Source organism: Glycomyces mayteni (assembly GCF_042428885.1).
GTDB lineage: Bacteria > Actinomycetota > Actinomycetes > Mycobacteriales > Micromonosporaceae > Glycomyces > Glycomyces mayteni.
In genome coordinates this window covers 797,828-823,752 of record NZ_JBHMBP010000004.1, presented here as the reverse complement: position 1 = coordinate 823,752, position 25,925 = coordinate 797,828, and the positions used below count along the sequence as shown (strand labels likewise).

Annotated in this window: 20 protein-coding genes; 5 read left to right on the top strand and 15 right to left on the bottom strand. The window is 72.9% G+C overall.

Going from position 1 to position 25,925, the window contains the following annotated elements; all coding sequences use genetic code 11:
* Positions 1–31: 31 nt before the first annotated feature.
* Complete coding sequence (locus ACFFXY_RS19080; RefSeq protein ID WP_382354131.1) at positions 32–2,677, bottom strand: AAA family ATPase; 2,646 nt, start codon at positions 2,675–2,677, stop codon at positions 32–34.
* A gap of 208 nt (positions 2,678–2,885) precedes the next feature.
* Between ACFFXY_RS19080 and ACFFXY_RS19075 the strand changes: the two genes are divergently transcribed.
* Positions 2,886–3,536, top strand: a complete 651-nt coding sequence (locus ACFFXY_RS19075; protein WP_382354128.1) for a phage antirepressor KilAC domain-containing protein — start codon at positions 2,886–2,888, stop codon at positions 3,534–3,536.
* Between the two features lie 122 nt (positions 3,537–3,658).
* On the opposite strand, the gene rhaS is transcribed toward ACFFXY_RS19075, so the two are convergent.
* Genes rhaS through ACFFXY_RS19055 form a run of 4 tightly spaced genes read right to left on the bottom strand, consistent with a single transcriptional unit; the run spans position 3,659 to position 8,283 of the window.
* The gene (rhaS, locus tag ACFFXY_RS19070) at positions 3,659–4,726 is read right to left on the bottom strand and encodes a rhamnose ABC transporter substrate-binding protein (protein ID WP_382354125.1); all 1,068 of its coding nucleotides are present in this window, start codon (positions 4,724–4,726) and stop codon (positions 3,659–3,661) included.
* A gap of 14 nt (positions 4,727–4,740) precedes the next feature.
* A complete protein-coding gene (locus ACFFXY_RS19065; protein ID WP_382354122.1) occupies positions 4,741–5,745 on the bottom strand; it encodes an ABC transporter permease in 1,005 nt (334 codons plus the stop codon).
* On the bottom strand, positions 5,735–6,751 hold the full coding sequence (locus ACFFXY_RS19060; RefSeq protein WP_382354119.1) for an ABC transporter permease: 1,017 nt from the start codon (positions 6,749–6,751) through the stop codon (positions 5,735–5,737). Before ACFFXY_RS19060 ends, ACFFXY_RS19065 begins: the two co-directional genes overlap by 11 nt.
* Positions 6,748–8,283: a sugar ABC transporter ATP-binding protein gene (locus ACFFXY_RS19055; protein ID WP_382354116.1), complete on the bottom strand. Its 1,536-nt coding sequence runs from the start codon at positions 8,281–8,283 to the stop codon at positions 6,748–6,750. The genes ACFFXY_RS19060 and ACFFXY_RS19055 overlap by 4 nt, the downstream gene beginning before the upstream one ends.
* A gap of 246 nt (positions 8,284–8,529) precedes the next feature.
* On the opposite strand from ACFFXY_RS19055, the gene ACFFXY_RS19050 reads away from it, so the two are divergent.
* On the top strand, positions 8,530–9,738 hold the full coding sequence (locus ACFFXY_RS19050) for a beta-1,3-glucanase family protein (RefSeq protein ID WP_382354113.1): 1,209 nt from the start codon (positions 8,530–8,532) through the stop codon (positions 9,736–9,738).
* An 88-nt stretch (positions 9,739–9,826) separates the two neighbouring features.
* Here the strand turns inward: ACFFXY_RS19050 and ACFFXY_RS19045 are convergent, their stop codons facing one another.
* Genes ACFFXY_RS19045 through ACFFXY_RS19030 form a run of 4 tightly spaced genes read right to left on the bottom strand, consistent with a single transcriptional unit; the run spans position 9,827 to position 13,429 of the window.
* Positions 9,827–10,480: a response regulator gene (locus tag ACFFXY_RS19045; protein ID WP_382354110.1), complete on the bottom strand. Its 654-nt coding sequence runs from the start codon at positions 10,478–10,480 to the stop codon at positions 9,827–9,829.
* The gene (locus ACFFXY_RS19040; protein ID WP_382354107.1) at positions 10,470–11,723 is read right to left on the bottom strand and encodes a sensor histidine kinase; all 1,254 of its coding nucleotides are present in this window, start codon (positions 11,721–11,723) and stop codon (positions 10,470–10,472) included. The genes ACFFXY_RS19045 and ACFFXY_RS19040 overlap by 11 nt, the downstream gene beginning before the upstream one ends.
* A gap of 5 nt (positions 11,724–11,728) precedes the next feature.
* Positions 11,729–12,463 (bottom strand): ABC transporter permease, encoded by a 735-nt coding sequence (locus tag ACFFXY_RS19035; protein WP_382354104.1) that lies wholly within the window; start codon positions 12,461–12,463, stop codon positions 11,729–11,731.
* Positions 12,464–12,520: 57 nt separating this feature from the next.
* Positions 12,521–13,429, bottom strand: a complete 909-nt coding sequence (locus ACFFXY_RS19030) for an ABC transporter ATP-binding protein (RefSeq protein WP_382354101.1) — start codon at positions 13,427–13,429, stop codon at positions 12,521–12,523.
* Between the two features lie 177 nt (positions 13,430–13,606).
* Between ACFFXY_RS19030 and ACFFXY_RS19025 the strand changes: the two genes are divergently transcribed.
* On the top strand, positions 13,607–14,422 hold the full coding sequence (locus ACFFXY_RS19025) for an isocitrate lyase/PEP mutase family protein (protein ID WP_382354098.1): 816 nt from the start codon (positions 13,607–13,609) through the stop codon (positions 14,420–14,422).
* On the opposite strand, the gene ACFFXY_RS19020 is transcribed toward ACFFXY_RS19025, so the two are convergent.
* The 3 genes from ACFFXY_RS19020 to ACFFXY_RS19010 all read right to left on the bottom strand — a co-directional run bounded on the left by ACFFXY_RS19020 (position 14,419) and on the right by ACFFXY_RS19010 (position 17,441).
* On the bottom strand, positions 14,419–14,865 hold the full coding sequence (locus tag ACFFXY_RS19020) for a PaaI family thioesterase (RefSeq protein ID WP_382354095.1): 447 nt from the start codon (positions 14,863–14,865) through the stop codon (positions 14,419–14,421). The genes ACFFXY_RS19025 and ACFFXY_RS19020 overlap by 4 nt on opposite strands.
* A 447-nt stretch (positions 14,866–15,312) precedes the next feature.
* Positions 15,313–16,590 (bottom strand): extracellular catalytic domain type 1 short-chain-length polyhydroxyalkanoate depolymerase, encoded by a 1,278-nt coding sequence (locus tag ACFFXY_RS19015; RefSeq protein ID WP_382354092.1) that lies wholly within the window; start codon positions 16,588–16,590, stop codon positions 15,313–15,315.
* A 215-nt stretch (positions 16,591–16,805) separates the two neighbouring features.
* Positions 16,806–17,441, bottom strand: a complete 636-nt coding sequence (locus tag ACFFXY_RS19010) for a LysE family translocator (protein WP_382354090.1) — start codon at positions 17,439–17,441, stop codon at positions 16,806–16,808.
* A 200-nt stretch (positions 17,442–17,641) separates the two neighbouring features.
* On the opposite strand from ACFFXY_RS19010, the gene ACFFXY_RS19005 reads away from it, so the two are divergent.
* Positions 17,642–19,870: a hypothetical protein gene (locus tag ACFFXY_RS19005; RefSeq protein WP_382354087.1), complete on the top strand. Its 2,229-nt coding sequence runs from the start codon at positions 17,642–17,644 to the stop codon at positions 19,868–19,870.
* Positions 19,871–19,920: 50 nt separating this feature from the next.
* Here ACFFXY_RS19005 and ACFFXY_RS19000 read toward each other — a convergent pair whose 3' ends face one another.
* The 3 genes from ACFFXY_RS19000 to ACFFXY_RS18990 form a co-directional block, all read right to left on the bottom strand.
* Positions 19,921–20,463 carry a hypothetical protein gene (locus ACFFXY_RS19000; RefSeq protein ID WP_382354084.1) on the bottom strand — a complete coding sequence of 181 codons (543 nt, stop codon included), beginning with the start codon at positions 20,461–20,463 and terminating at the stop codon, positions 19,921–19,923.
* Between the two features lie 163 nt (positions 20,464–20,626).
* Complete coding sequence (locus ACFFXY_RS18995) at positions 20,627–21,454, bottom strand: SAM-dependent methyltransferase (RefSeq protein ID WP_382354081.1); 828 nt, start codon at positions 21,452–21,454, stop codon at positions 20,627–20,629.
* Positions 21,455–21,676: 222 nt separating this feature from the next.
* Entirely contained in the window at positions 21,677–24,004 is a 2,328-nt protein-coding gene (locus ACFFXY_RS18990) for an ATP-binding protein (protein ID WP_382354079.1), read from the bottom strand.
* Positions 24,005–24,275: 271 nt separating this feature from the next.
* On the opposite strand from ACFFXY_RS18990, the gene ACFFXY_RS18985 reads away from it, so the two are divergent.
* Entirely contained in the window at positions 24,276–25,874 is a 1,599-nt protein-coding gene (locus ACFFXY_RS18985; protein WP_382354076.1) for a tryptophan halogenase family protein, read from the top strand.
* Positions 25,875–25,925 lie beyond the last annotated feature (51 nt).

Here is a 25,925-nt window from a genome sequence, read left to right as displayed (position 1 = left end):
GTCGACCGCGGTGCCGCTCGCGGCACCGCGGTCACCCGGCCTCGGGGAGCCGGTCCTTGTACTCGGCCGCAACTGATCGGGACTCCTCCACCCCCGCGACCTCGATCCCGGGGCAGGCGATCAGGAAGTCCAGGTCGCTCATGAAGCCCTCCATCGCATCGGCGTCCGGCTGCAACCGCAGGGTCGCGCCGAGCAGCTCCCGCGCCTCCTCCGACCGATCGAGGAGCAGCAGGTCGACCACACGGCCGAACCCGGACTCGATCGGGTCGGGGTCGGGCTCCGACCGGAGCGGATCGATCGCGGCGAGGAACTCGCGGTGCGCCTCGTCGCGCCGCCCCGCGGACATCAGTGCGAGCCCGTGCAGCGACCGCAGCGTGCCGTCCGCGGGCGACTCGGCCGTCATCCGGGCGGTCTCCGCAAGTGCCGCTGCGGCGTCCCCCGACGCCAGGTACCCCATGACCCGCCGCACGTAGACCCATTCGCTGTCCACGCCGAGCCCTATGAGCCGCTCGGCATCGGGGACGAGAAGGTCGTATCTGCGCAGGTCGAACAAGGTGTCGCTGTGCCGCTCCAACGCCCATTCGTAGTCGGCGTCGAGGGCGATCGCCCGGCCCAGGTCGGTCAAGGCCTCCTCCAGGCGCCCCGCCGACCGGTGCATCGAACCGCGGAACGCGTACGGGGTGCTGTCGTCCGGGATGAGCTCGATGGCCCTGCCGTAGTCGGCCAGCGCGGCGTCCTCGTCGCCCCGCTCGTCGTGCACCCAGGCGCGAAGCACGTAGCTCCAGCCCTCGTCGGGGCTCATGCCGATCGCGCGGTCGAGTTCGGCCAGCGCCTTCTCCTGGAGGCCTTGAAGATGGAAGGTGAAGCCGCGCTGCGCGACGTTCCTGTCGTCCTCCGGCGCCAGCGACCGCGCGCGGTCGAAGTCGGCGACCGCCTCCTCGTAGCGCTCCATGAGCTGCAAGACGACGCCGCGGTCGGTGTAGTGGGCGGCGCGCTCGGGGTCGAGTTCGATCAGGCGGTTCCAGTCCGCGAGCGACTCCTCGTACCGGGCGTGCGTCCGGTGCGACCAGGCGCGGTTCACCAGCGCGAGCCGCAGCGAGTCCGGGTCGAGGTCGCCGCTGTCGATCAGGGAGGTCAGGAACGCGGTGTCGTCGGACTCGTCCTTGAGCAGCTCGGTGAGGCGCGGCCCCCACGACTTCAGGCGCTCGGTGTCGGTGGCCTTCCCGGCCTCGGTGAGCATCGCGGCCCAGCGGCGGGCGAGCACGGTGCTCGTGTCGGCGGCCGAGGCGACGCGGGCGAGGACCTCCGGCAGTGTGGACGCCGGTGCCGCGCAGAGCCGGTGGTACGCCTCCTCCAGGTAGAGGGCCCGCCACTGCTCGTCGTCCCACCGCTGGTCCACTGCGATCCCGAGCGCGTCGCGCTCGTCGGCGAAGTGGTCGGCGAGGGCCTGGTGGCGTTCGCGCCACCGCTGCGGGGAGGCGATGCGGGCCGAGCGGAGCATGGGGTCGCGGACCGCGTCGTGGTAGCGCCAGTAGTCGCCGGTGCGGGAGACGAAGGGGAGGCGGCGGAGCCAGTCGAACAGGTCGGCGTGTTCGGCGGGGAGCAGGTCGCGGTTGAAGCGGCGGGGGAGCGCGGCGGCCTCGGCGAGTCGGCGCCGGTCCTCGTCGGGCTCCCACTTGAGGAAGCGCTTGACGGCGTCCTCGGTCGGGTCGAGGACCGCGCCGGGCTCCTGGGGGCTGTTCTCGGCGAGGGTCGCCAGCCACATCGGGATGCGGCCCGAGAGCGAGAGGATCACTGCCACAACGGATTCGTCCGAGACGCCGCGCTGGGCGAGGAGGGCGCGGGCCTCCTCCTCGGTGAACGGTTCGAGGGGGAACGACGCGATGAGGCTGCGCAGCGGGGACCAGCGGTTGTCGGCGAGCGCGAGCTGTCCGGCGACGACCGTGACGACCTTCGCGGAGAGCCCGCCGAACTTGCCCGAGAACAGGTTGAGAAGCCAGTCCTCAAGATACGGTGCGGTGCGCTCGAACGTGTCGAAGCACAGCACGACGGGCCGCTGTGCGGCGATGTCGTTGAGGGACTGGACGAACGCGCGCGAGAGCACGTCCACCGGGGACAGCAGCAGGTCGATGTCGGCCTTCTTGCCGAACTTCTGGACCAGGTAGGCGCGGAAGCGGTTCGCCTGGGAGGCGAGGGCGTCGGCGTCCACGAACTCGGTGATCGCGCCCGCCACGGGCACCGACTTCGCGAGGGCCATGCCCGCGCGGACCGTCGAGGCGGTGAGCATGTCGCCAAGGGGCGCATTGGGATCGCCTTCGAGTTCGGTGCGGCGCTGGCGGTAGGTGGCGAGCCGGGCCTCGAACTCGGTGAGGCGGGCGTCCTGGGCGGCGAGGTCGGCGGCGACGGCGGACATGGTCTCGACGACCTCGAAGTACTCCTCGTCGGCGTACGCGCAGGCGGCGCCCTCGGCCTGGGCGATGCGGCGGAACTGCTGGAGGAGGAAGGACTTGCCGACGCCGGCGATGCCGTGGACGTTGACGATGTAGCGGCGGGCGGGGTCGGCGGGCGGGAGGTGGAGGTTGCCGCGGAACTCGGCGAGCCGCGCTTCGCGGCCGACGAAGTCGTCCTGCTGGCGGTGGCGCAGGATGTCCTGGAGGGTCGGGGCCGCGTCGTCCAAGTGGTCACTCCCGGGGGGGTGCGGATGGTCGCCCCCAAGGGTAGGGCAGGACTGCCGGAGGCGGTGTCCCGGAGCGCCGAAATTCACCCGCTGAACTGCGGAAATCGGGGTGCTCGCAGACGGGGAAAATGTCGTACCCCGAACGTATGATCGAAGGTAGGACGGTCCTTGGAAGCCGCTGAGGACGCCCTCCCGAGAGGAGCCGAACATGCTCGAATCCGCCCCCGTTCAGCAGCCCGCCGCGCGGGACGCCATGCCGCACCTCGGTTACCGCGCGTGGCAGCGCTATCAGGACGCCGCGCAGACGGCCGTGGTCCTTCGCGGGATCGCCGCCGACGTCGCGGTCGCGCCGACCCCTGTGGACGCCGACGAGCTCGACGAGATCGAGGTGGCCCGCCGTTACCTCGCCGCGCTGGAAGCCAAGCGCCGCTTGCAGATCAAGCTCGCCGACATCGCCCCGGCGGCGGCCTCGTGGGAGGTGCTCGCCTCCGGGCGCGGCGACTTCTCGGTCGCCGACTCCGCGAAGATCCTCTCTCGGGACCCGTCGATCGAGATCGGGCAGAACCGCCTGTTCGCCGCGCTCGGCGACCTCGGGTGGACGTACCGCCAGCGGAGCGACCACTCGTGGCGCGTCTACCAGTCCGCCATCGCGGCCGGGAGGCTCTCCGAGATCCCCCAGTCGCACTCCCACCCCCGGACCGGCCGACGCGTCATCGACCCGCCGCAGATCCGCGTGACCGCCAAGGGCCTCGGCGAACTCCGCGAGCGCCTCGCCGGAGGCCGCACGGAGGTCCTGGTCGAACTGCCCCGCCGGGTCCCCGGCGAAGCCCTCGCGGAAATCGAGGCCGCCCGCGAATAACCCCTTGGCCGGGCGGCCGCGCGAGCGGCCGCCCGGCGGGGGGCGATGTCGTACCCGGCGGGCACAGTTGATCCGGGGGCGGCTCGACCCGTGCTCCCATCACGCCTGCGCGCTTGCCGGAATTAGAAGTCGAAGTCGTCGATGTTGTCCGCGTTGAACCTCGTGGGCGGGCCGAGGGTCACGACGCCGTCGGGGCCCACGGTGTACTCGCCGAGGTCGCCCGCGGTGAACACCTCGCCCTCGGCGCCGGTGACGATGCCCGAGGCGGCGGCCGCGCCCGTGTAGGCGGCGAGCTCGCCGAGGGCCGTGGGGTCCCAGAGGGCGAACTCGGTGACCGTGCCGTCGGTGACGAACTCGCGCATCTGGTTCGGCGTGCCGAGCCCGGTCAGCGCCACCTGGCCCTTGAACTCCGAGCCCGAGAGGTACCGGGCCGCCGCGGCGATCCCCACCGTGGTGGGGGAGATGATCGCCTTCAGGTCCGGGTGGGCCTGGAGGAGGCCCTGCGTCTCGGAAAACGACTTCTCGTCCTCGTCGTCGCCGTACACGACGTCGACCAGCTCCATGTCGGCGTAGCTGGGGTTCGACTCCAGCTCGGCCTGCATGACCTCGATCCACGCGTTCTGGTTGGTGGCGTTGGCGGTCGCCGAGAGGATCGCGATCTCGCCGGTGGCGTCGATCTGCTCCGCGGCCATCTCCAGCAGTGCCAGCCCGACCTCGTCGCTGTCCACCTGCGACACGAACAGGTCCCGGCACGAGGGATCCACATCGGAGTCGAACGTGACGACGACGGACCCGCCCGCACGGGCCTGCTCCAGCGAGGAGCACAGCGCGTTCGGGTCGTTGGCCGACAGGAGGATCACGTCGGTGGCCTGCTGGCTCAGCGTGTCGATGTAGGACACCTGCGAGGACGCCGACGCGTCCGAGGGCCCGGTGTACTCGAACGTCCCCTCCAGGGCGGTCGCCGCGGCCTCCGCGCCGGTGCTGGAGGCGTCGAAGTACGGGTTGTTCACCGACTTCGGGAGCATCGCGAACGACAGGCCGGTCGCGAACTCGGCGTTCGGGTCGGCGCTGGCGTCGCCCGCGGGGCCGGCGCCCGAGTCGTCGTCGCCCTGGGTGGTGCCGCCGCATCCGGCGAGGAGGGCCGCGGCCAGGATCGGGGTGGTGAGGAGGGTCAGGCGTCTGCGGTTCATGGGGTTGCTGCCTTTCATGCGGTTCGGCCGGTGGCGGTGGTGCGACGTCTGCGGAGTGCGGTCCGCAAGGCGCCCATGGCGTTCGGTGCGAGGACGGCGGCGATGAGGAGGGAGCCGGTGACGACGGTGAGCGCCTCGGTCGAGACGTGCGCCAGGCGCAGCGCGTTCTGCACCGACACCAGCAGGACCACGGCGGCGAGCACCCCGGGCAGGGCCCCCTTCCCGCCGAAGATCGAGACGCCGCCGAGGAGCACGACCGCGATGACGGTGAGTTCGAGCCCGGCCGCGTTGTCGGCGCGCGCCGAGGAGTACCGCAGCGTCCACAGGACGCCGACGAGCCCGGCCATCGCCCCGGACGCGACGTACAGCCAGAACTTCAAGCGCCCCACGCCGATCCCCGCGTACGCGGCGGCGACCGGGTTGGCGCCCGCGGCGTAGATCGAGCGGCCCGCCGGGGTCGCGTGGAGCACGACCCCGCAGGCCAGGGCCAGGACCAGCAGCGGGATGAGCACGTTCGGCACGGGCCCGCCGCCGACCGTCCCGAGCGTCCACCCGGTGAACAGCCGCGGCCAGTCCGCCACGGCCGTGTCGCCCAGGACCACGTACGCCAGGCCGCGGTACAGCGCGAGCGTGCCGATCGTGACCGCCAGCGACGGCAGCCCGAACCCGGTGACGAACAGGCCGTTGACCGCCCCGAGGACCGCCCCGAGCAGCACCGCCACCGGCATGATCGTCTCCAGCGCCATGCCGGCGTTCCACATCGCGCCCATCGCGGCCCCGGTCAGGCCCACGGTGCTCGCCACCGACAGGTCGATCTCCCCGGTCGTGACGATGAGCGTCATCGTCAAGGCCAGCAGCAGGATCGGCGCCAGGTCCAGAATGATGTACCCGGCGTTGCGCGCGGTCCCGAAGTGCTCCACCGTCATCGACGCGACGACCAGGAACGCCAGGGTGACCGCGATGATCGCGGCGTCCCACGTCATGAGGGGCCGCGCGAGGCGGCGCAGGTCAGCGGACATGGGACCCCTTCGTTCGCAGTGCCCTCGCGGCCCTGACGCTCACGAGCCGGTCGAGCGCGATGGCCGCGAGGATCAAAGCGCCGACGATCGCCTGCTGCCAGAACTGGTCGATGCGCAGCACCGGCAGGGCGTTGTCGATGACGGTGAGCAGCAGCGCCCCGAGCCCGGCGCCCAGCGCCGTCCCCGACCCGCCGAAGATCGCCACGCCGCCGACCACGACCGCGGCGACCACGTCGAGCTCCATGCCGTACCCCGCCGAGGCGTCCACGGTCCCGAACCGGGCCGCGTACAGCACCCCGCCGAGCCCCGCCAGGGCGCCCGACAGCACGTACGCCGTCATCAGCCGCCGCCCCGCCGGGACGCCCGCGAGGCGCGCCGCCTCCGGGTTCGACCCGAGCGCGTACAGGTCCCGCCCGGCCCGGTACCGGCCCAGGAACACCCCGACCGCGGCCAGTACCAGCACGGACACCACGAACAGGTACGGCACGCCGAGCACGTGCCCGCTCCCGAAGCCGAGGAACCCGCGCGGCAGGTCCGAGGCGTTGATCCGCGACCCGCCCGCGACGAAGTACACGACGCCGCGCAGCACGTACAGCGTCCCCAGCGTCGCCACCAGCGGCGGCACGCGTCCGAAGTGGATGACGACGCCGTTGAGCGCCCCGCACGCCGCGCCGACCGCCAGGCCCAGCCCCAGCGCGAGCGCCGTCCCCATCCCCGTGGCGCTCAACGCGCTCCCGGTGACGTACGCCGACAGTCCCAGCACCGAGCCCACCGACAGGTCGATGCCGCGCGTCAGGACCACCACGGTCATCCCGCACGCCAGCAGCAGCGTCACCGACGCCGCGAACAGCAGGTCCCGCGCCGACTGCGCGGACAGGAACCGAGGATTGAGCGCGGTCGTCGCCCCCACGAGCACCGCGAGCGCGACCACGAGTCCGAGCGCCCGGAACCGCAGCACCAGGTCGAGCCCCGCGGACCCCGTCCGCGCCTTCGCGATCGCCGTCATGCCGCCCCCGTCGCCAGCACCATCACCGACTCCTCGGTGGCCTCGCCCCGCGCCAGCTCCCCGGCGATCCGCCCCTCGCGCATCACCAGGACCCGGTCGGCCATCCCCAGCACCTCCGGCAGCTCCGAGGAGACCATGAGCACCGCGACCCCCTCGGCCGCGAGGGACGACAGCAGCCGGTGCACCTCGGCCTTCGTGCCCACGTCGATGCCGCGCGTCGGCTCGTCCACGATGAGCACCTTCGGGTCCGTGGCCAGCCACTTCGCGAGCACGACCTTCTGCTGGTTCCCGCCCGAAAGCGTCCCGGCCGCGTCCGCGAGGTCACCGAACTTCACGTTCAGTCGCGCGCTCCAGTCCGCCGCCGCGCGCCGCTCCGCGCCCCCCGTGAGGAACCCGAAGCGCGACAGGCGGTTCCGGCGCGTGATCGTCGCATTGCGCACAATGGACAGGTCGAGGAGCAGCCCCTGCTGCCGCCGGTCCTCCGGCACCAGCGCCACCCCGGCGCGCATCGCCGCCCGCGGACTCCCCGCCGGGAGCGCCCGGCCGTCCACGGTGACCGTCCCGGCGTCCCGCGGCGCGATCCCGAAGACCGCCTGCACGACCTCGCTGCGGCCCGCGCCCACGAGCCCCGCGAGCGCCACGATCTCCCCGGCCCGCACAGTGAACTGCACGTCCCGGCACAATCCCTCCCGGGTCAGCCCCGCGACCTCCAGGACCGGGCGGCCCGGCTCGACCTCCTGCTTGGGGAACATCGCGCCCAGCTCGCGCCCGACCATGCGCCGCACCAGCTCCTCCACGGTGACGTCGGCGAGGAGGTCGGTGGAGACGTGCGCGCCGTCGCGCATCACGGTGACGCGCTGGCACAGCGCCTCGACCTCGTCGAAGCGGTGGGAGATGAACAGGACCGCCGCACCGTCCTCGCGCAGGGCCCGCACGACCCCGAAGAGCCGCTCGACCTCGACGCCGGAGAGCGCGGCGGTCGGCTCGTCCATGACGAGCACGCGGGCGTCGCGGGAGATGGCCTTGGCGATCTCGACGAGCTGCTGGTCGGCGATCGACAGGCCCTTCGCGGGCCGGTCGGGGTCGAGGGGGACGCCGAGGCGCGCGAAGAGCGCGGCGGCGTCGCGGCGCATGGCGGCGCGGTCGATGAGGCCGAAGCGGCCCTTGGGCTGTCGCCCGATGAACAGGTTCTCGGCGACGGAGAGGTCCCCGAAGAGCGCGGGCTCCTGGTAGATCACGGCGATCCCGGCGTCGATGGCGGCGGCGGTGTCGCCGAAGGCCACCGGTTCCCCGCCGAGCTCGACGGTCCCGGCGTCGGGCCGGTACAGGCCCGCCAGGATCTTGATCAATGTGGACTTCCCGGCGCCGTTCTCGCCCACGAGCGCATGGGCTTCCCCGGCGTAGAGGTCCAGGTGCGCGCCGCGCAGGGCCCGGACGGCGCCGAAGGACTTGGCGACGCCCTTGAGGGAGGCGACGGGAGGCGCGGGCGGCGGCGCGGCGGCCGGGGCGGGGTCGGTTTCGAGAGCGGACAAGAGGCCCCCAGGGAATGAATCGTTTCAATACATCGATCTAATCGGTACTCTACAAACCCGAACGCCCCCAGGTCAATACCCGCCGCCCCGGCCCCGATCGCGCTCACCCCGGGTGCACGACCCGGACCTGTCCGTAAAACACTGGTATTTCCGCGTTCGCCCCTTTGATCTTTTAACAAACCATGTTAATGTGCGAATTCCTCGATTTCCGCACCACGGAGGTTCGCGATGGTCTCAAGAAGAACCATGATCGCCCTGACCGCGGCCGGAGGGGCCGTCGCCGCCAGCTCGCCCTGGTGGCGCACCTGGGCCGTCCCCGAGGCGGACGCCGCTCCCGCCACCTGCGAACTCGCGCTCGCCAACGACACCGACACGGCCAACGTCCACGCCTACGTCACCGGCCGCGAGTTCGGCACCGACCGCATGATGCTCCTGCGCCCCGGCGGCCAGGGCCCCTACTACATCGAGCAGCCCGGGAGCACCAACACGCCGCTCCCGGTCGACTGCGCGATCCCGCTCAACGCGCCCGGCGCGGCGCCCGTGGTCGTGACGCTGCCGCGCATGTACGGCGCCCGCGTCTACTTCGTGCGCGAGTCCAAACTGGAGTTCTTCGTGAACCCCGGCCCCGCGCTCGTCGAGCCCGCGTTCCAGAACGTCAACGACGCCAACTACGGCAAGGTCGCCTCGTTCTGCGAGTTCACCTTCAACGACGTGCAGCTGTTCGTGAACGTCAGCTACGTCGACCTCGTCACCGCCCTCCCGATCGCCCTCCGCCTCCAAGGCGACGGCGACCACTCGGTGGCCGCCCTCGACCGCGGCGCGGTCGAGAGCATCGCCGCCGACCTCGAAGCCCAGGCCGCCGCCGACGGCCAGCCCTGGGACACCCTGGTCATGCGCGACGGGAGCGGCAAGATCCTCCGCGTCATGTCGCCGCAGAACATCATGGCCCCCTACTTCGGCCAGCCCGACATGCCCTTCAACGGCTACTGGAGCGGCTACGTCAACCAGGTCTGGGACCACTACCGCGGCAACGACCTCCGCATCGACCTCCAGGGCGGGAGGGGCGTCCTCACCGGCCGCGTCCAGGGCGACAACCTCGTCTTCAACGACGGCTCCACCTTCACCAAGCCCGACGACCGCGACATCTTCACCTGCAACCACGGGCCGTTCGCCAACGTGCCCAGCGACTCCGACGCCAAGAAGGCCGCGCTCGCGCGCCTCGCCGCCGCGTTCAACCGCAGCACCGTCCACAACCACCCGGACCAGCCGAACGGCGCACCCGTCGCCGACTTCTACGCCAACGACGTCACCAACCACTACGCGCGCGCCGTCCACGACAACTCGCCGATCGGCTACGCGTTCCCCTACGACGACGTCACCCCCGACGGCGTCCCCGACCAGTCCGGCGTCGCCTTCGACGGCAACCCGACCAGGCTCACCCTGACCGTCACCTGACGGCCCCGCGGACCGGGGCGACCGAATCGCCGCGCGCAGACAGAGAGCGCTCTCTGACCGCGCGCGGGTCGCCCCGGTCCGCGGCGGGTCACCGCCCCTTCGGCGTCAGCAGCCCCCGCTCGTACGCGGCCGCCACCGCCGCCGCCCGGTCGTTGACCTCCAGCTTCGCGTACACGTGCACCAGGTGCGTCTTCACCGTCGCCTCGCTGATGAACAGCGCCTGCGCCGCCTCCCTGTTGCTGCGGCCCTTCGCGATCAGCGCCAGCACCTCCAGCTCCCGCTCGCTCAGCGGCCCCGCCGCCGCGGGCCCCGGCCGCCGCACCCGCGCCATGAGCACCGACGCCACCGACGGCGCCAGCACCGTCCCGCCCTCGTGCGCCGCCCGGATCGCCCGCCGCAGCTCCTCCGGCGACGCGTCCTTCAGCAGGTACCCCGCCGCCCCCGCCTCGATCGCGGGCAGCACATCCGAGTCCGTGTCGTACGTCGTCAGCACCAGGACCCGCGCCGCCGCGCCCCGCGCGCCCAGCTCCCGGATCGCCGCCACCCCGTCCGTGCCCGGCATCCGCAGGTCCATGAGCACCACGTCCGGCTCCAGCGCCAGCGCCCGGTCCACCGCCTCGCGCCCGTCCGCCGCCTCGCCGACCACCTCGATGTCCCCGCCGCGCGCGAACATCCCGCGCAGCCCGTCCCGCACCACCGGATGGTCGTCGGCGATGAGCACCCGGATCGGCTCAGGCGCCATCGGGCACCGCCGCGAGCGCCGGGACGATCGCCGAGACCACCGTGCCCCGGCCCGGCTCCGACTCGATCGACAGGCTCCCGGCGATCCGGGCCACGCGCTGGCGCATCGCCGACAGCCCGTACCCGCCCTTCGCCCCCGCCTCGGTCCGGCCGGGCGCGAACCCGGCCCCGTCGTCGCGCACGTCCAGCGCCAACTCGTCCTCCATATACGACAGCGTGATGCCGACGCGGCCCGCCCCGGCGTGCTTGGCGGCGTTGGTGAGCGCCTCCTGCACCACCCGCAGCAGCGTCACCTCCACCTCCGGGTGCATCGGCCTGGCGTCCCCGGTCGTCACCAGCTCCACCGGGACGCCGTGGGCCGCCGACCACTTCGCCGACACCTCCGCGAGCGCCTCCGGGAGCTGCGCGGTGTCGAGCGTCGGCGGCCCGATCGCCTGCACGGTGCGCCGCGCCTCCGCGAGGCTCTCGCGGGCCAGCTCCACGGCGCTGTCGAGGTGGCGGCGGCGCCGGGGCTCGTCGTCGGCCGCGTCCACGGCCTGGAGCTGCGCGATGATCCCCGCCAGGCCCTGCGCGACGGTGTCGTGGATCTCGCGGGCCACGCGCTGGCGCTCGTCGAGGACGCCGGCCTCGCGGGCCTGCGTCATGAGCTGCATGTGGAGGCCCGCGTTCTCCTCCATGGCGGCCTCGCGGGCCGCGAACGCCTCCTCCCGCTGGGCGCGGAGGCGCTCCATCCGGTCGTTCATCACGAAGCCCAGGCTGACCGCGGCGGTCTGGACGCACACGATCACCGCGTACACCGCGATCCCCTCGGCGCTCGGCTCCTCGGTCACCGTCGAGTTCACCACCAGCGACGTCGCGCCGACCCCCGCGACGATCATCCACAGGGGACGAAGCAGCCCGGCGTGGAAGAACCCGGTGATGACGAAGACGAAGAACAGCATGTCGAAGCGCATCAACGTGAACCCGAAGACGCTGAGCCCCGCGAAGTACACCGTCATCCGCACCGCCGGGACCGGCGGCTCCGCGGGCATCCGCGAGTACCCGAAGTACACCCAGAGCGCGGCCGCGGCCGACAGGACCGCGACGGCGGTCCGGTCGGCCGGGGGCATCTCGGTGATGAGCGAGCTGAGGCCGACGGCGATGCCGAGCGTCAGGTACGGGACCACGTCCATGAACCGGCCGTAGAACCCGAAGATCCCCGCCTGTCGGGCCCTGACCTCGGACACCGCCGCCTCGGCTCCCATGTTCGTCACTCCCACTTGAAGATCCGGGCCGACGCCGCGCCCGCGGCGACCGCGACCACCGCCATCACGAGGAGCTGCACGGCGTCCGGGCTCTCGCCGTTCCAGCTGTCGAGCAGCGTCTGCACGCCCGGCGGCACGTAGTCGCCGACCCGGGCCACCGCCTCGGGGAGCATGAACCGGGGGAGGTACACGCCGCCGAAGAACATGACCGACATGAACAGCACCGTCGAGATCCCGGAGGCGGCCCGCGCGGTGCTCGCGACGGCCGCCACGAGCATACCGATCGCGAAGACCGCGGTGATCCCGAGGACGAACGCGAGCGCGAAGCCCAGCGGGTTCCGCGGCAGCGGCACCCCGTAGGCGAGGCGGCCCGCCACGACCACGAGCAGCGCCGAGACCAGGGCCGCCGCGACGTTCACGACCAGCTGCGCGACAAGGAGCTTCCCCGGGTGCACCGGCGTGGTCCGCATGCGCCGCAGCACGCCGCGCTCGCGGTAGCCCGCCATCACCGCGGGCAGGGTGGTGAGGCCGATGACGGCCACGGACATGACGATCACCGACGGCGCGAAGTAGTCGATGAACCGCGCGCCGCCCATGTCGGCGGACGGCTCGCGCAGGATCGGGACGGCCCCGAGCCCGACGAGGATCACCGTCGGCAGGAGCAGTCCGATGAGGAGCGAGGTGGGGTCGCGGACGAACAGCCGCGCCTCGGTCTGGACGAGTTTCACGAGCGAAGACATCAGGGGGATTCCTCTTCTGTTGCGGGGGAGTGCGATCGGTATCGGTGCTGAGTGGACTCAGTGCTGTGCGGACTTGCCGGTGAGGGCCACGAACGCGTCGTCCAGGCTCACCTGCTCCACGCGCAGGTCGGCGGCGACGATGTGGCCGCGGGCCAGGACCGACGCGACGGCCTGGAGGAGGTTCCCGGTGCCCGAGACCACGACCTGCGGGCCGCTGCGCTCGACCGCGACGACCTCCGGCAGGTCCAGCAGGAGCGCGTCGGGGAAGTCCGCGGAGGGCCGGAACCGCACCCGCTGCTCGGCGCTGACGCGCGCGGTCAGCCCGGCGGGCGTGTCCACCGCGACGACCCTGCCCGCGTCGATGACGGCGAGGCGGTCGCACAGCCGCTCGGCCTCGTCCATGAAGTGCGTGACCAGGATGATCGTGACGCCCGAGTCGCGGACCTGCTCGATGAGGTCCCACGTGTCGCGCCGCGCCTGCGGGTCGAGCCCGGTCGTCAGCTCGTCGAGCACCGCCACGCGCGGGTTCCCGATGAGCGCCAGCGCGATCGACAGCCGCTGCTGCTGCCCGCCCGAGAGCTTCCCGAACGGGGTCTTCCGCTTGGCGCCCAGGCCGAGCGAGTCGATCAGCCGGTCGGGGTCGGCGGGGGAGCGGTAGAACGAGCGGTACAGGTCCAGGGCCTCGCCGACGCGCAGCCGGTCGGGCAGGCGGCTCTCCTGGAGCTGGATGCCGAGGACCTGCCGCAGCTCGGCGGCGTCCTTCGCCGGGTCGAGGCCCATGACCGAGACGCGGCCCGCGTCCCGCTCGCGCAGGCCCTCGACGCACTCGACCGTGGTGGTCTTCCCCGCCCCGTTGGGGCCGAGGATGCCGAAGACCTCCCCTTCCTCCACTGTGAACGAGACGCCGTCGGCGGCGCGCTGGTCCCCGTAATGCTTGACCAGGTCCTCGACTTCGATGATCGCCATGGGGTTCCTCCCTGCTCGGTATGGGACCACCCTCGCAGGAACCGGGCCCGCCGCCATCGCCCGCGCAGCCGAGGCCGCGGTTGATCCGCGCGGTCAACCGATCGGTTGACCCCTTCTCCTGACGGTCATGTCGTTTTTCGGCCAGACACGAGGCGACACGGCTGCTTTGATTGCCGCATGACGATCGAGAAGGCCGCGCGCTTCCGCGCCCTCCACACCGCCCCGCCGCTGCTCCTGCCGAACTGCTGGGACGCCGCCAGCGCCGCGGTCATCGCCGACGCGGGCGCCGCCGCCGTCGCCACCACCAGCGCGGGCGTCGCCTGGAGCCTCGGCCGCCCCGACGGCGACCGCCTCGACCGCGACGCCGCCATCGCGCTCGTCGAGCGCGTCGCGCACGCCGTGGACGTGCCGGTCACCGCCGACATGGAGTCCGGCTTCGGCGCGACCCCGAAGGACGTCGCCGAGACCCTTGCGGCCGTGGCGGAAGCGGGCGCGGTCGGCGTCAACATCGAGGACGCCGACACCGCGACCCCCGGCGTCCTCCGCCCGATCGCCGACCAGGCCGAACGCCTCGCGGCCGCCCGCGAAGGCGCGGGCCCGGACCTGTTCATCAACGCCCGCATCGACATCTACCTCGCGGGCATCGGCGACCCGGAGACCCGCCTGGAGGCCGTGATCGAACGCGCCTCGGCGTACGCGGCGGCGGGCGCGAACGGCATCTTCGTCCCCGGCGTCGCCGACGCCGACACGATCGCCAACCTCGTGCAGGCGATCCTGCTGCCCCTCAACGTGATGGCGGGCCCCGGCGCCCCCGCGCCCTCCGCGCTGGCGAGCCTCGGCGTGGCCCGCATCAGCCTCGGCCCCCAGCTCGCCTCGGCCGCCTACGCGGCGGCCCGCCGCGCGACGGTGTCCCTTCTGGAGTCCGACTCCTACGACGCCGTCGAGGGCGGCATCGACTTCGCGACCATGCAGACGCTCCTCGACCGCCCTTAGGCGCCGGGCGCGTCGCGGATCATGCAGGTGAGGCGGCCGGTGCACACGCGCCGGCCGTCCTCGTCGCTGACGACGACCTCGTACGTGGCGGTGGACCGCCCGCGGTGGATCGGCGTCGCGACGCCGGTGACGGTGCCGGAGCGGACCGCCCGGTGGTGCGTCACGTTCAGGTCCACGCCGACCGCGATCTTCCCGGGCCCGGCGTGCAGCATCGAGCCGACCGACCCGAGCGTCTCGGCCAGGACCGCCGACGCGCCGCCGTGCAGCAGCCCGTACGGCTGCCGGTTCCCCTCGACGCCCATGCGCGCGACGACGCGCTCGGGCGCCGCCTCCAGCACCTCGATGCCCATGCGCGCGCCCAGTTCCCCGGCGGAGAACAACTGCTGGAGGTCCATCCCTTCACCGGCGAACCGGTCGAGGACCTCGGGCGGGAATTCGGTCATGTCGGGCGGCTCCAATCGGACATCGGCCCGGCCGCAACATCACGACCGGCGAGCCCCGCCAGTCTAGGACGCGGCGCCTGGCGCTCGCTCCGTCTCGGCGGCTGCGCTGCCGGGCTCGGCCCGCTCGGCGATCGCCTCCGCCGCCGGGCACGCCGATGCCGACGAGCGCTCGGGCACCCCCGGATCAACTGTGCCCGACGGGTCCGACACTCGGCCCGACCGGACTCGGCCCCGGCGCCCCGAGGGCACCCAGATGCCGAAGCGCCCGATGGGCCCCCGGTACAAGGGTGCCTCAGGGGTCCGACAGTGCCGTTCGGGCCGCGCCGCCCCCGCGGCTCCGCCGCGGACCGGTCCCGGGCACACCGCGGTCGCGGTGCCGGGTGGGCCCCCGGTATCAAGGGTGCCTCGGGGGGGGCCCCCTCCCCCGAACGCCCCGGGGGTGGGGGATCAGATCGGGGTGCAGGTCACCGTCGGGGTGGCCGGGGCGCCGGTGCCGATGAAGCCCCATGCGGAGGTCTTCGTCTGGCCCGCGGCGACCGCGCCGTTCCAGTCCACGTCGGTGGCGGTCACCGCGGTGCCGCTGCTGGTCACCGTGGCGTTCCAGCTGCTGGAGATCGTCTGCCCGCCGGTCCACGTCCATGTCAGGCGCCACCCGGTGATCGCCGCGGACCCGGCCGTGACGTCGACGTTCGCCTGCCAGCCGGAGTTCCACGAGCTCACGACCTTGATTGCCGCCGAGCACCCGCCCGCCGGGCCGCCCGTGGGCGTCGTGACCGGGTCGGTCGGGGAGGTCGTCGGGTCGACGTCGGTGTCGTACCCGAAGAACTCCAGCGCCTTCGACGCCATGCCCCACGAGTACAGGTTGTGCCCGACCCCCTGGAGGCTGATCGCCTCGACCGCGGCCTGCGCCCCGGTGCCGCCGTAGCGGGTCCGGTTCCAGTTCGCCTGCGGCACATCGGAGTAGTCAGCGGTCTGGTCGGTGCCGTGGACGTTGGTCCACTGGTCGATCTGCTCCTGGAAGTTCGGGTACCGCAGCGTGTCGTCGGCCGTGCCGTGCCAGATCTGCATCCGCGGCCACGGCCCCGAGTACCCGGGGTTGGCGCCGCGCACCGCGTCGCCCCACTGCTGCGGGGTGCGGTTGATCGTCCCGCCCGAGCACTCCGAGTTCCACTCCGAGCCGTTGGTGGTGGCGAAGCACGTGTACGGCACGCCCGAGAAGGACGCGCCCGCGGCGAAGACCTCCGGGTAGACCGCCAGCATCACGTTGGTCATCATGGCGCCCGAGGAGATCCCGGTGGAGTAGACCTGATCGGGGTCCACGTTGTACCTCGCGTCAACCCAGTCCATCATGGACTTGACGCCGACGGTGTCGCTGCCGGTGCCCGCGAGGGACGCCGCCGAGGACACGTCCCAGCACTTGCTCGACCGCGTCACCGACGGGTACAGCACGATGAACCCGTACTGGTCGGCCAGTTGCGCCCACTCGGTGCCGCTGTACATGGCCGGGCCCGACCCGGTGCAGTAGTGGATCGCGACCACCAGGGCCGGTTCGGGATCGACGTTGTCGGGGACGTACAGGTACATCTGGAGCGCGCTCGGGTTCGTCCCGAAGTTCGTGATCTCGGTGAGGCTCGCCGCGCTGGCGGGCCTGGGGATCATGACCGCGATGAGCGCGGCCGCCGCGACGAAGACGGCGGTCGCGGCCGCCATCAGTCCTCTGCGCATGCGGGGGAAGGAGATTGTGGACATGGAGACCTCTCTTGACGCTGCCGGGGGCGCCGTTGCGGCCCTCGGAGCGGGCCGCGCGAGCCGGAGGAACCGATGGGGATCGCGGTGAGGGTCCACACACTATATATCCACATCCTTCGATGGGCAAGCGCTCCCAAAGAGGCACGGGAACGCCGCCCGGCGCTACCGCCGGGCGGCGCAGGTCCAGCCGGTCAGGCGCGCTCGCCCGCCGCGGCCGCGATGCCCAGGCCGATCATCGCCGTGCCGCCCGTGCGGGCCAGGACGAGCTTCGGCTTCGGGCGCTTGAAGACGTCGCGGACCGCCGAGGCCACCAGGCCCCACACCGTGTCGCACAGCGCCGCGAGCATCGCGAACGTGCCGCCCAGGATCAGCATCTGCGCCGTCGCCGCGCCCGCGGTCCGGTCCACGAACTGCGGCAGGATCGCCAGGAAGAACAGGATCGTCTTCGGGTTCAGCAGGCCCACCATGAAGCCCTCAGCGACCGTCGCGAGCGCCCGCTTCGGCGCCGCCGACTCCTCCTCCGGCGTCGCCATCAGGCCCTTGCGGTCACGGAACGCCTTGACGCCCAAATAGATCAGGTACGCCGCCCCGGCGTACTTGACGATCGCGAACGCCAGCGCCGACTCCTGGATGAGCGCCCCCAGCCCGAACGCCGCCAGGGCCGAGGCGCAGAACGTGCCCGCGGCGTTCCCCCAGGCCGTGAGCACCGCCTGCCGCCGTCCGTAGATCAGCGCCCGGCTGACGGTGAACATGACCGAGGGCCCCGGGATGAGGATCAGGATGAGCGAGGCGGCGACGAACGCCAGGAAGTGCGCGGTATCCGACATGGTCCGATCAAAGCACCGGCGCGGCGGCGCGGCAACACGATTCCCGGGCGCGACCGGGCCGTTGCCGAACCGACGCCTCCCCGGTTCCACGTGACACTCCGTGCACGGACGCCTCCGCCGTCACATGGCCGGGTGTCCACAGCGGAAATCCGCGTGATACAGAGTTCTCTTCACATCCCTCATTCCTTGCAGGAGCCCACATGGTCCTTCCGCCCGGGGCGGGGACACCGCCCCCAGACGACCCCACCCTCGCGATCCAGCGCCTCCAGCCGCGCTGGCCCCTGCCCGCCCCTCCCGCGACCGGGTTCCCGCCGCCGCAGGTGCAGCCGCGCAGCGACGCGGCCCGCGCCGTCGGCGGGTTCGCGCTCCTGGCGATTCCGGTCGCGGCGCTGGTCGTCGCGTACGTGCTGCCGACGATCCGCACGTTCGAGTTCAGCCGCCTCGGCGGCCTCGGATTCGGCGAGCCCGAGAGTGTCGGGGGTGCGAACTACGATCGGGTGGTCGACGAAGGCGCGTTCTGGAACGGCATGGCGCACCTGATCGGCCCGACCGCGCTGCTGGTGCTCGGCGGGGCCGTCGTCGCACCGCTGCTGGCGCTGCTCGTCCACCGCGCCGGCGCGAAGGTCCGCGCGGTCTCGCGCGTCGCGTGGGCCCTTGCCGCGGTCACGTTCGCGCCCGCGGCCCTGACGGTCGCCTGGCTCGTCGCGGGCGTCCTCGACGGCCGCAGCTCGGACGCGACCGTGTACGACTGGCCGCTGCTGGTGTCCGGCGTCGTCATCGGCACCGGCGTGCTCGCCGTGCTCGCGGCCCTGCGCGGCGACGGCAGGCGCACCGCGGCCGTGCTGACGACCGCCGCCCTGACCGCGATCGGCCTGGCCGCCGCCGGGCTCCAGACCTTCGCCTACGGCACGATCAGCGGCCTGCCCCCCGACGCGCCCATGCCCCTGCGCCAGATCTACGACGGCGTCAGGGCCGGGCTCGACGTGGGCGGCGCGACCGCGAAGTCGATGCTGCTCTTGGCGATCCTCTCGGCCCTCGGCATCGGGGCCGCGGTGCTGTTCGCCGCCGCCCGGTTCCGCATCGACGTCCTCCCGCGGGCGGCGCGGCCCGCCGCGGAGTCGGTCCCGCCCGGCACGGGACCGGCGGCCCCGGGGTCGGCCGATGTCCGGCCGGGTGCGCCTGGATCGGCGGCGTTCGGACCCGGGTCGGCGGTGTCCGGCGCGGCCGAGCCCCGGCCGGGCGCGTCCGGAGTCGGACCGGGTGCGCAGGGCCCGATGGCGCCCGGGTTCGGGTCGTCGGGGTCCGGGGCGCTCGGCGGCGGGCCGGCGACGCCGGGGGCCGCCGGGTTCGGGCCGTCGGGCCCGGTCGTGCCCGGGTCGTCCGCGTTCCGCTCGGCCGCACCGGGGTCCGCGCCCTCGGGCGCGGCAGTGCCCGGCCAGGGCGGACCGGGGTCGGTGGGGTCCGCGTTCACAGTGCCGGGCCAAGGCGGGCCGGGATCGCCGCCGCCCGGGGCGACCGTGCCGGGTCAGGGCGGACCGGGGGCCATGGGGTCGGCGTTCGCCGTGCCGCGCCAAGGCGGGCCGGGGTCGCCGCCAGGCGCTGCCGTGCCGGACCGAGGCGGGCCCGGGGGTGCCGGGCCGTTCGGGATCGGGGCGGGGCCGGAGGCGGGGCGGTCCGGGGAACCGAAGGGCAGTGCCGGTGCCGTGGTGGTCGCGCTGCTCGTGCTCGCCGTGGCGCTCGGGGCCGTCGGATATTACCTGCTGCCGTGGGTCTCCCGGGTCGCCGAAGGCGGGCCCGAGGCGCAGGATCTGTGGTTCGTCATCCGGCGCACGTGGGGGCCGCCGCTGGTGACGACCGGGATCGCGGTGGTCGCCGCCGGGGTAGGCGGGTTCGCGGTCGGGGCGCTGCGGCCGCTCGGGGACGCGTCGAGGTGGCTGCTGCTGCCGTTCGCGCCGTGGCTGTTCGTCGGGACCGGGCCGCTGGCCGCCGCGCATCTCGAAGCCGTCGCGGGCGAAGGGGAATGGGTCGCGATCGGGTCGTTCCCGCCGCGGGCGTGGATCGCGATCCCGCTGCTGTTCCTGTTCACGGCCCTGTGCTGGGGCCTGGAGGACCGCCGCCGGGCGTTCGTCGCGCAAGGCCGCCGGGGGAGCGCCAACGGGGCGTTCGCCAAGGCCGCGTGGCCCTTCGCGCTCCTGGCTGCGCTGGCGCTGCTCCTGGTCCACGTGCAGGACCTGTTCTGGACGCAGCTGACGTTCCAGGACATGCTCAGCTCCGGCGTGATGACCTACGCGCTCGCGAACCTCGACCTGGAGCACACCGGCATCACCTACGGGTTCCCGCTGCCGCTCCTCGCCGCCTACGCGGTCGCCGCGGTCGCGTTCGCGCTCTGGTACCTGCCGCGCCTGGCGATCCGCACCGGCCGCGCGTGAAGACGCGGAACGGGGGCCGACTTGCCTCGGCCCCCGCTCCGTCCGCCCGTCTAGTTCCTGACGAACTCGATGTCGTGGAAGCGGCCCGCCGAGGTGTCGTAGTGGAGCCGCGCGCCCTCCATGTACCCGAACAGCGGGCCCCAGTCGTCGTGCTCCGCTTCGGGGAACAGCGCCACGAGACCGCACTCGATGTGGCCGCCGTGCCCGATGACCAGGGCCGCGTCCCCGGGGCCGAGCGGGGCGAGGAGCTCGGACCACTGCCGGGCCAGCGCGTGCGAGTAGTCGCTGACCGCGCTGCCGCGGCGCCCGACCAGGCGCGCGAGGCGGGTGAACGGGGCGCCGACGTCGTGGTTGGCCGCCTGCGACTCGTTGAGGAACGCGTTCACATTGTGGAGGGTCGGGAGCTCGACCGTGACCGCGAAGCCCATCGCGATGGCCGTCTCCCGCGCCCGCGGGGCGACGCTCGTCGCCACGGTCTCGAAGGGCCCCATGAGGGTCCCGGACCAGCGCGCCAGTTCGACCCCCTCCTGCGAGAGGTGGACGGCCTCGTCGCCGTTGCGCTTGCTGTGCCGTCGGATCTCAAGCATGGGCATGGGCGGTCTCTTCTCTTCTCGAACACGCTGCAAGCGGGTGGAGCGTGTGGTGCGCCGGCGGTCCGCATCGAGCCTACGCGGCGGGGGCGAACCGGGCCGAAGGTGGCTGCGTGACCCAGGTCAAGAACCGGTTCCGGTTGCGCCCCAGGGTTTCAGGCGTGTTTCAGGGCTTGACGGCGATGGCCGCGATCTGGGTCCGCTCGAACGGCTCCATGTCCGCGACCTCGGGGACGGCGCGCCCGGGGTCCTCCGGGAACCACCGCGGGACGTACTCCAGGCCCGGCGCGACCAGCGGCATCCCGAGGAAGTGCCGCTCGATCCGCTCCACGGGACGGCACCAGCCGTTCCCGAGGGTCTCCAGGCACGCCCGCGACAGCGCGTGCTGCGCCGGGTCGCCCGTGTCGGGCCAGGTCGTGATGAACAGGTGCGAACCGGACGCGAGCGGCTCCATGAGGGACGCGATGATCTCGTCCGGCCGCTCGTCCTCCGCGATCTGCATGATCATCCCGATGAGCATGAGCCCCACCGGCCGGTCGAAGTCGATCGCCTCGCGCACTTCGGGATTGGCGAGGATGCCCTCCGGGTCGCGCAGGTCCGCCGTGACCACCGTCGTGGTCCGGTCGTCGGCGAGCAGCGCCCGCCCGTGCGAGAGCACCATCGGGTCGTTGTCCACGTAGACCACGTGCGCCTCGGGGTTGATCTCCTGCGCCGCCTCGTGCGTGTTCTGCTTCGTGGGCAGGCCGCAGCCGATGTCGAGGAGCTGGTCGATCCCGGCCGTCCGCACCATGTACTGCACGCCCCGCACCAGGGCGGCCCGGTTGAGCAGCGCGCACTCGCGGGCCTGGGGGATATGGGCGGCGAAGACCTCCGCGGCCTCGCGGTCGGACTTGAAGTTGTCCCTGCCGCCGAGGATCGCGTCGTAGACACGGGCGGTCGAGGGCACGTCGGGATCGATCCCCTTGGGAGGCCATTCGGGGGCTGCTTCGTTCACGGCAATCCAATCGGCGATGAATGGGCAGATCACAGGGGGACCGGGGCGTCGCGCCGGGCCGCGCGGCGTCTCCGGTGGGGCCGGTCGACACCCGGCCCCGGAGGGTCCCGCCGCCGGTGCGGGACGTGGCTGGCTAAAGCCTACGCCATCGAACCGGCGATCACGAGGGACGCTCCCCAAGGGGTCGTTGACGATCCAACCGCCCCCGACCTGGAATGCCCGCTATGCCGGAAGCCGCCGCGGATGCCGCCCCACCGGCCGCGGCACCCGCACCGCGCCCTCCGCGAGCCGCAACCGCACCGCCGTCGCCAGCGGGTCCCCCAGCGCCGCGAGCACCGGCTCGGCCGTCCGCCACTCCTCCCGCGCCCCCGCCGTGTCCCCCATGTCGTACCGCAGGTTCCCCAGCCGGTACCGGAACCGGCCCTCGCTCAACTGGTCGCCGATCTCACCCGCGAGCGCCAGCGCGCTCCCGTACGCGTCGGCGGCCCGCCGGTGGTCGCCCATCTCCAGGCACGTCTCCGCGATCACCTGGAACGACCGCATCTGCGCCCACCGGTTCCCGATCACCTCCGAGCGGTCCAGCGCCGCCCGGAACATCTTGAGCGCCATCTCGAACCGGCCCTCGCCCGCGTACGCGCGCCCGATCGCGCACAGGCTCGACCCCTCGCCCCACGGCGTCCCGGCCCGCTCCGCGTTGTCGTACGCGCGCCGCGCGTGCTCCAGCGCCTCGTCGACCCGCCCGCGCCGCACGCACGCGTGGCTCAGCCCGCACAGCGCCTGCACCAGCCCCGCCGCGTCCCGCACCTCCTCGTAGTGGGCGACCGCGTCCTCCAGCAGCGCAACCGCTTCGGCCGGGCGCCGCAGCTCCGTGTACGCCTCCGCGAGGTTCACCGCGAGCGCCGCGGCCACCGCCGCGTCCCCGGTCCGCCGCGCCGACGCGAGCGCGGTCTCTCCCGAGACCGCGTAGGACTGCCAGTGCCGCATCAGGACGCAGTGCCCGCCCGCCGCGTACGCCAGACGCCACGCGTAGTCGTGCTCGCCCGCGTCGGCCGCGAACCGCACCAGCGCGTTGATGTTGTGCCGCTCCCGCTCGTACCAGTGCAGGGCGTCCCGCGCCGTCCGCACCGAGGCGTCCGGCAGCGCCGGGACGTCGAGCCCGAACCAGTCGGGCATGAGCAGCCGCGTCGCCGCCGCGGCCGTCCCCGTGTACCAGGCGAGGAGCCGCCGCGCCGCGTCGTCGGGCTCGTCCTCCGCGATCCACCTCGTAGCCGCGTACAGCCGCAGCAGGTCGTGCATCTGGTACCGGCTCGGCCCCGGCGACTCCACCAGGTTCGCGTCCACAAGGGTCTCCAGCCGCTCCTCCGCGTCGGCCTCCGGAATCCCCGCGAGCCGCGCCGCCACCAGAGGCCCGAAGTCCAGCCCCGGGAACAGCGCTCCCAAGCGCCGGAACACGAGCCGCTCGCCCGCCTCCAGGGCCCGGTACGACATCGAGAACGCCTCCATGAGCTGGAGGTCCCCGGCCTCCAGCTCGCTCAGGCGCCGCCGCTCGTCGCGGAACCGCTCCGTCAGCGTCCCCACCTTCCACTGCGGACGCGACGCCAGCCGCGCCCCCGCGATCCGCAGCGCCAGCGGCAGGTTCCCGCACTGCTCCGCCAGCTCCGCGGCCGCCTGCGGCTCGGCCGCCACCCGCACCGCCCCCGCCGTCCGCGAGAGCAGCTCCAAAGACTCCGCGGCGCTGAACGGCTCCAGCCGGAGCGTCCGCGCCCCTTCGAGGCCGATGAGGCTGCCCCGGCTCGTGGCGATGACCACGCACCCCGGCGTTCCCGGCAGGAGCGGGCGCAGGTCGGCCTCGCCCCGCGCGTTGTCGAACACGAGCAGGCACCGCCGGTGCCGCAGCAGCGACCGGTAGGCGCTGGCGAGCTCGTCGAAGTCGGCGGGGACCCGCTCGTCGGGGTGCCCGAGGGTGCGCACGCACTGGCGCAGCACGGTCTCGGGCGCGAGGCGCCGCTCGTCGAAGCCGCGCATGTTGATGAACAGCTGCCCGTCGGGGAACTCGGGCGCGAGGCGCTGCGCGAGGTGGACGGCGAGCGTGGTCTTGCCGAGCCCGGGGCCACCGGTGACGCCGATGACGATGGGGGAGCGGCGGTCCGGCTCGTCGAGCGCGTCCAGGACGGCTTCCAGGAGCGTCGCGGTCTCGGCCTCGCGCCCGGCGAAGTCGGGGAGGTCGGCGGGGAGCTGGTACGGCAGCGGGGCGGCCCGCGGCGCGGTCCGCGCGGGCGCGCCCGCGACGTCGCGCTGGAGCCGGTGCCACCGCCGCTCCCACGCCTCGGGGTCGGCGCCGCACGCGGAGGCGTACGCCTGCACGACTTCCAGGGACGGCATCTCGCGGCCGGAGGCGGCCCGCGCGAGGGTCGAGGCCGAGTAGTGCGCCCGGGACGCCATGGCCCGGTACGTGCTCCCGGGCGCGGCGGCGCGGAGCTCGCGCAGGCGCTGCGCGAACTGCTCCAGGGGCCCCCGCCCGGGGTCGATCGGTTGCTCAGGTCTTCCCATGGCCTCGCTCTTCGCCTCGGAACCGTGCCGGTCGGGTCATCCGCGTGAACAACCCTCATCGTATCGAGCGGGGGCCATGTTCGCGGGGCGAACACGCGGAGGCAGGTCGCGCCGGTCCGGTGCGGCCGACGCGGATCGCCGTCCGGGAGGCGTTGTCGCGCAACAATCGCGCGAGTGGTCAACAATCGTGACCCTCCGTAGCGTCGGTGCCGGAACCCGTTTCGTACACCAGGACGCATCGCGCTGCGGTGCGCCGGACAGGAGCCAGCGCATGGACACCTCTCCCACCGACCACCGCATCCGGAACGTGGTCGTCCTCGGCGGGGGCACCGCCGGGTGGATGACCGCCTCCTATGTGGCCAAGGCGTTCCAGGGCACGGTGAACGTGACCGTCCTGGAGGCGCCCGCGGTGCCGCGGATCGGCGTCGGCGAGGCCACGGTCCCCAACCTGCACAAGGCGTTCTTCGCGTTCCTCGGCATCGAGGAGGACGAGTGGATGCGCGAGTGCAACGCGAGCTACAAGATGGCCGTCAAGTTCGTCAACTGGCGCACCGAAGGCGAGGGCCAGGCCGCATCTCGCACCCACAATGGACGGCCGGACCACTTCTACCACACGTTCGGCATCCTCCCGAACCACGAGCAGCTCCCGCTGTCGCACCACTGGTTCGCCGACAAGGCCGCCGGGCGCACCGACGAGCAGTTCGACTACGCGTGCTACCGCGAGCCGGCCGCGATGGACGCCAAGCTCGCGCCGCGCGACCGGGACGGCAACCGCTGGACCAACTACGCGTGGCACTTCGACGCGCAGCTCGTCGCGGACTTCCTGTGCCGCTTCTCGGTCAAGTCCCTGGGGGTCACCCACGTCCAGGACCGCTTCACCGAGGCCGTGCGGGACGAGCGCGGCTTCGTCACCGCCCTGAAGACCGAGACCGGCCGGGTCCTCGAAGGCGACCTGTTCGTCGACTGCTCGGGCTTCCGCGGCCTGCTCATCAACCAGGCCCTGCGCGAGCCGTTCCTCGACATGAGCGACTACCTGCTGTGCGACAGCGCGGTCGCCGCGGCCGTCCCGCACGACGACGAGGCCGGGGGCATCGAGCCGTACACCTCCGCGATCGCCATGAAGTCGGGCTGGACCTGGAAGATCCCCATGCTCGGGCGCTTCGGCTCCGGGTACGTCTTCTCCAGCCGCTTCACCGACCGCGACACCGCCTCCGAGGACTTCTGCCGCCTGTGGGGCCTCGACCCCGACACCACGGCGCTCAACCAGATCTCGTTCCGGGTGGGCCGCAACCGCCGCACCTGGGTGAAGAACGTCGTCGCCGTCGGCCTCGCCTCCTGCTTCCTCGAACCGCTCGAATCCACGGGCATCTACTTCATCTACGCGGCGATCTTCCAGCTGGTGAAGCACTTCCCGGACAAGCGGTTCGACCCGGTCCTCGCCAAGCGCTTCAACGCCGAGATCGAGACGATGTTCGACGACTCCCGCGACTTCATCCAGGCGCACTTCAAGTTCGCCCCCCGCAACGACACTCCCTTCTGGAGGGAGAACAAGAACCTGGTGCTCGACGCGGGGATGCAGGAGAAGGTCGACATGTACCGGGCCGGGATGCCCGTGAACCTGCCGGTCGCCGACGAGTCCACGTACTACGGGAACTTCGAGGCCGAGTTCCGCAACTACTGGACCAACGGCAGCTTCTACTGCATCTTCTCCGGGCTCGACCTCGTGCCCGACCACGTCTACCCGACGCAGGCCCTCCGCGCGGGCGACGGCGCCCGCGAGGTCTTCGCGGGCATCGCCGAGGAGCGCGACCGGCTCCTGGCGACCCTCCCGACCGCTTACGAGTCCCTGCGCGAGCTGCACGGGAAATAGCCGCCGCCGGGCCCGGCGGCCCCTACCGCCGGGCCCGTCCGCTGAAGGGCG

Bases quoted from the DNA above. Each gene is read 5' to 3' on its own strand.
- ACFFXY_RS19065 (WP_382354122.1), bottom strand. From the start codon at position 5,745: ATGTCCGCTGACCTGCGCCGCCTCGCGCGGCCCCTCATGACGTGGGAC.
- ACFFXY_RS19025 (WP_382354098.1), top strand. From the start codon at position 13,607: ATGACGATCGAGAAGGCCGCGCGCTTCCGCGCCCTCCACACCGCCCCG.
- ACFFXY_RS19040 (WP_382354107.1), bottom strand. From the start codon at position 11,723: ATGGGAGCCGAGGCGGCGGTGTCCGAGGTCAGGGCCCGACAGGCGGGG.
- ACFFXY_RS18985 (WP_382354076.1), top strand. From the start codon at position 24,276: ATGGACACCTCTCCCACCGACCACCGCATCCGGAACGTGGTCGTCCTC.
- ACFFXY_RS19015 (WP_382354092.1), bottom strand. From the start codon at position 16,590: ATGCGCAGAGGACTGATGGCGGCCGCGACCGCCGTCTTCGTCGCGGCG.
- ACFFXY_RS19030 (WP_382354101.1), bottom strand. From the start codon at position 13,429: ATGGCGATCATCGAAGTCGAGGACCTGGTCAAGCATTACGGGGACCAG.
- ACFFXY_RS19060 (WP_382354119.1), bottom strand. From the start codon at position 6,751: ATGACGGCGATCGCGAAGGCGCGGACGGGGTCCGCGGGGCTCGACCTG.
- ACFFXY_RS18990 (WP_382354079.1), bottom strand. From the start codon at position 24,004: ATGGGAAGACCTGAGCAACCGATCGACCCCGGGCGGGGGCCCCTGGAG.
- ACFFXY_RS19000 (WP_382354084.1), bottom strand. From the start codon at position 20,463: ATGCCCATGCTTGAGATCCGACGGCACAGCAAGCGCAACGGCGACGAG.
- ACFFXY_RS19020 (WP_382354095.1), bottom strand. From the start codon at position 14,865: ATGACCGAATTCCCGCCCGAGGTCCTCGACCGGTTCGCCGGTGAAGGG.
- ACFFXY_RS19050 (WP_382354113.1), top strand. From the start codon at position 8,530: ATGATCGCCCTGACCGCGGCCGGAGGGGCCGTCGCCGCCAGCTCGCCC.
- ACFFXY_RS19035 (WP_382354104.1), bottom strand. From the start codon at position 12,463: ATGTCTTCGCTCGTGAAACTCGTCCAGACCGAGGCGCGGCTGTTCGTC.
- ACFFXY_RS19005 (WP_382354087.1), top strand. From the start codon at position 17,642: ATGGTCCTTCCGCCCGGGGCGGGGACACCGCCCCCAGACGACCCCACC.
- ACFFXY_RS19045 (WP_382354110.1), bottom strand. From the start codon at position 10,480: ATGGCGCCTGAGCCGATCCGGGTGCTCATCGCCGACGACCATCCGGTG.
- rhaS (WP_382354125.1), bottom strand. From the start codon at position 4,726: ATGAACCGCAGACGCCTGACCCTCCTCACCACCCCGATCCTGGCCGCG.
- ACFFXY_RS19075 (WP_382354128.1), top strand. From the start codon at position 2,886: ATGCTCGAATCCGCCCCCGTTCAGCAGCCCGCCGCGCGGGACGCCATG.
- ACFFXY_RS19010 (WP_382354090.1), bottom strand. From the start codon at position 17,441: ATGTCGGATACCGCGCACTTCCTGGCGTTCGTCGCCGCCTCGCTCATC.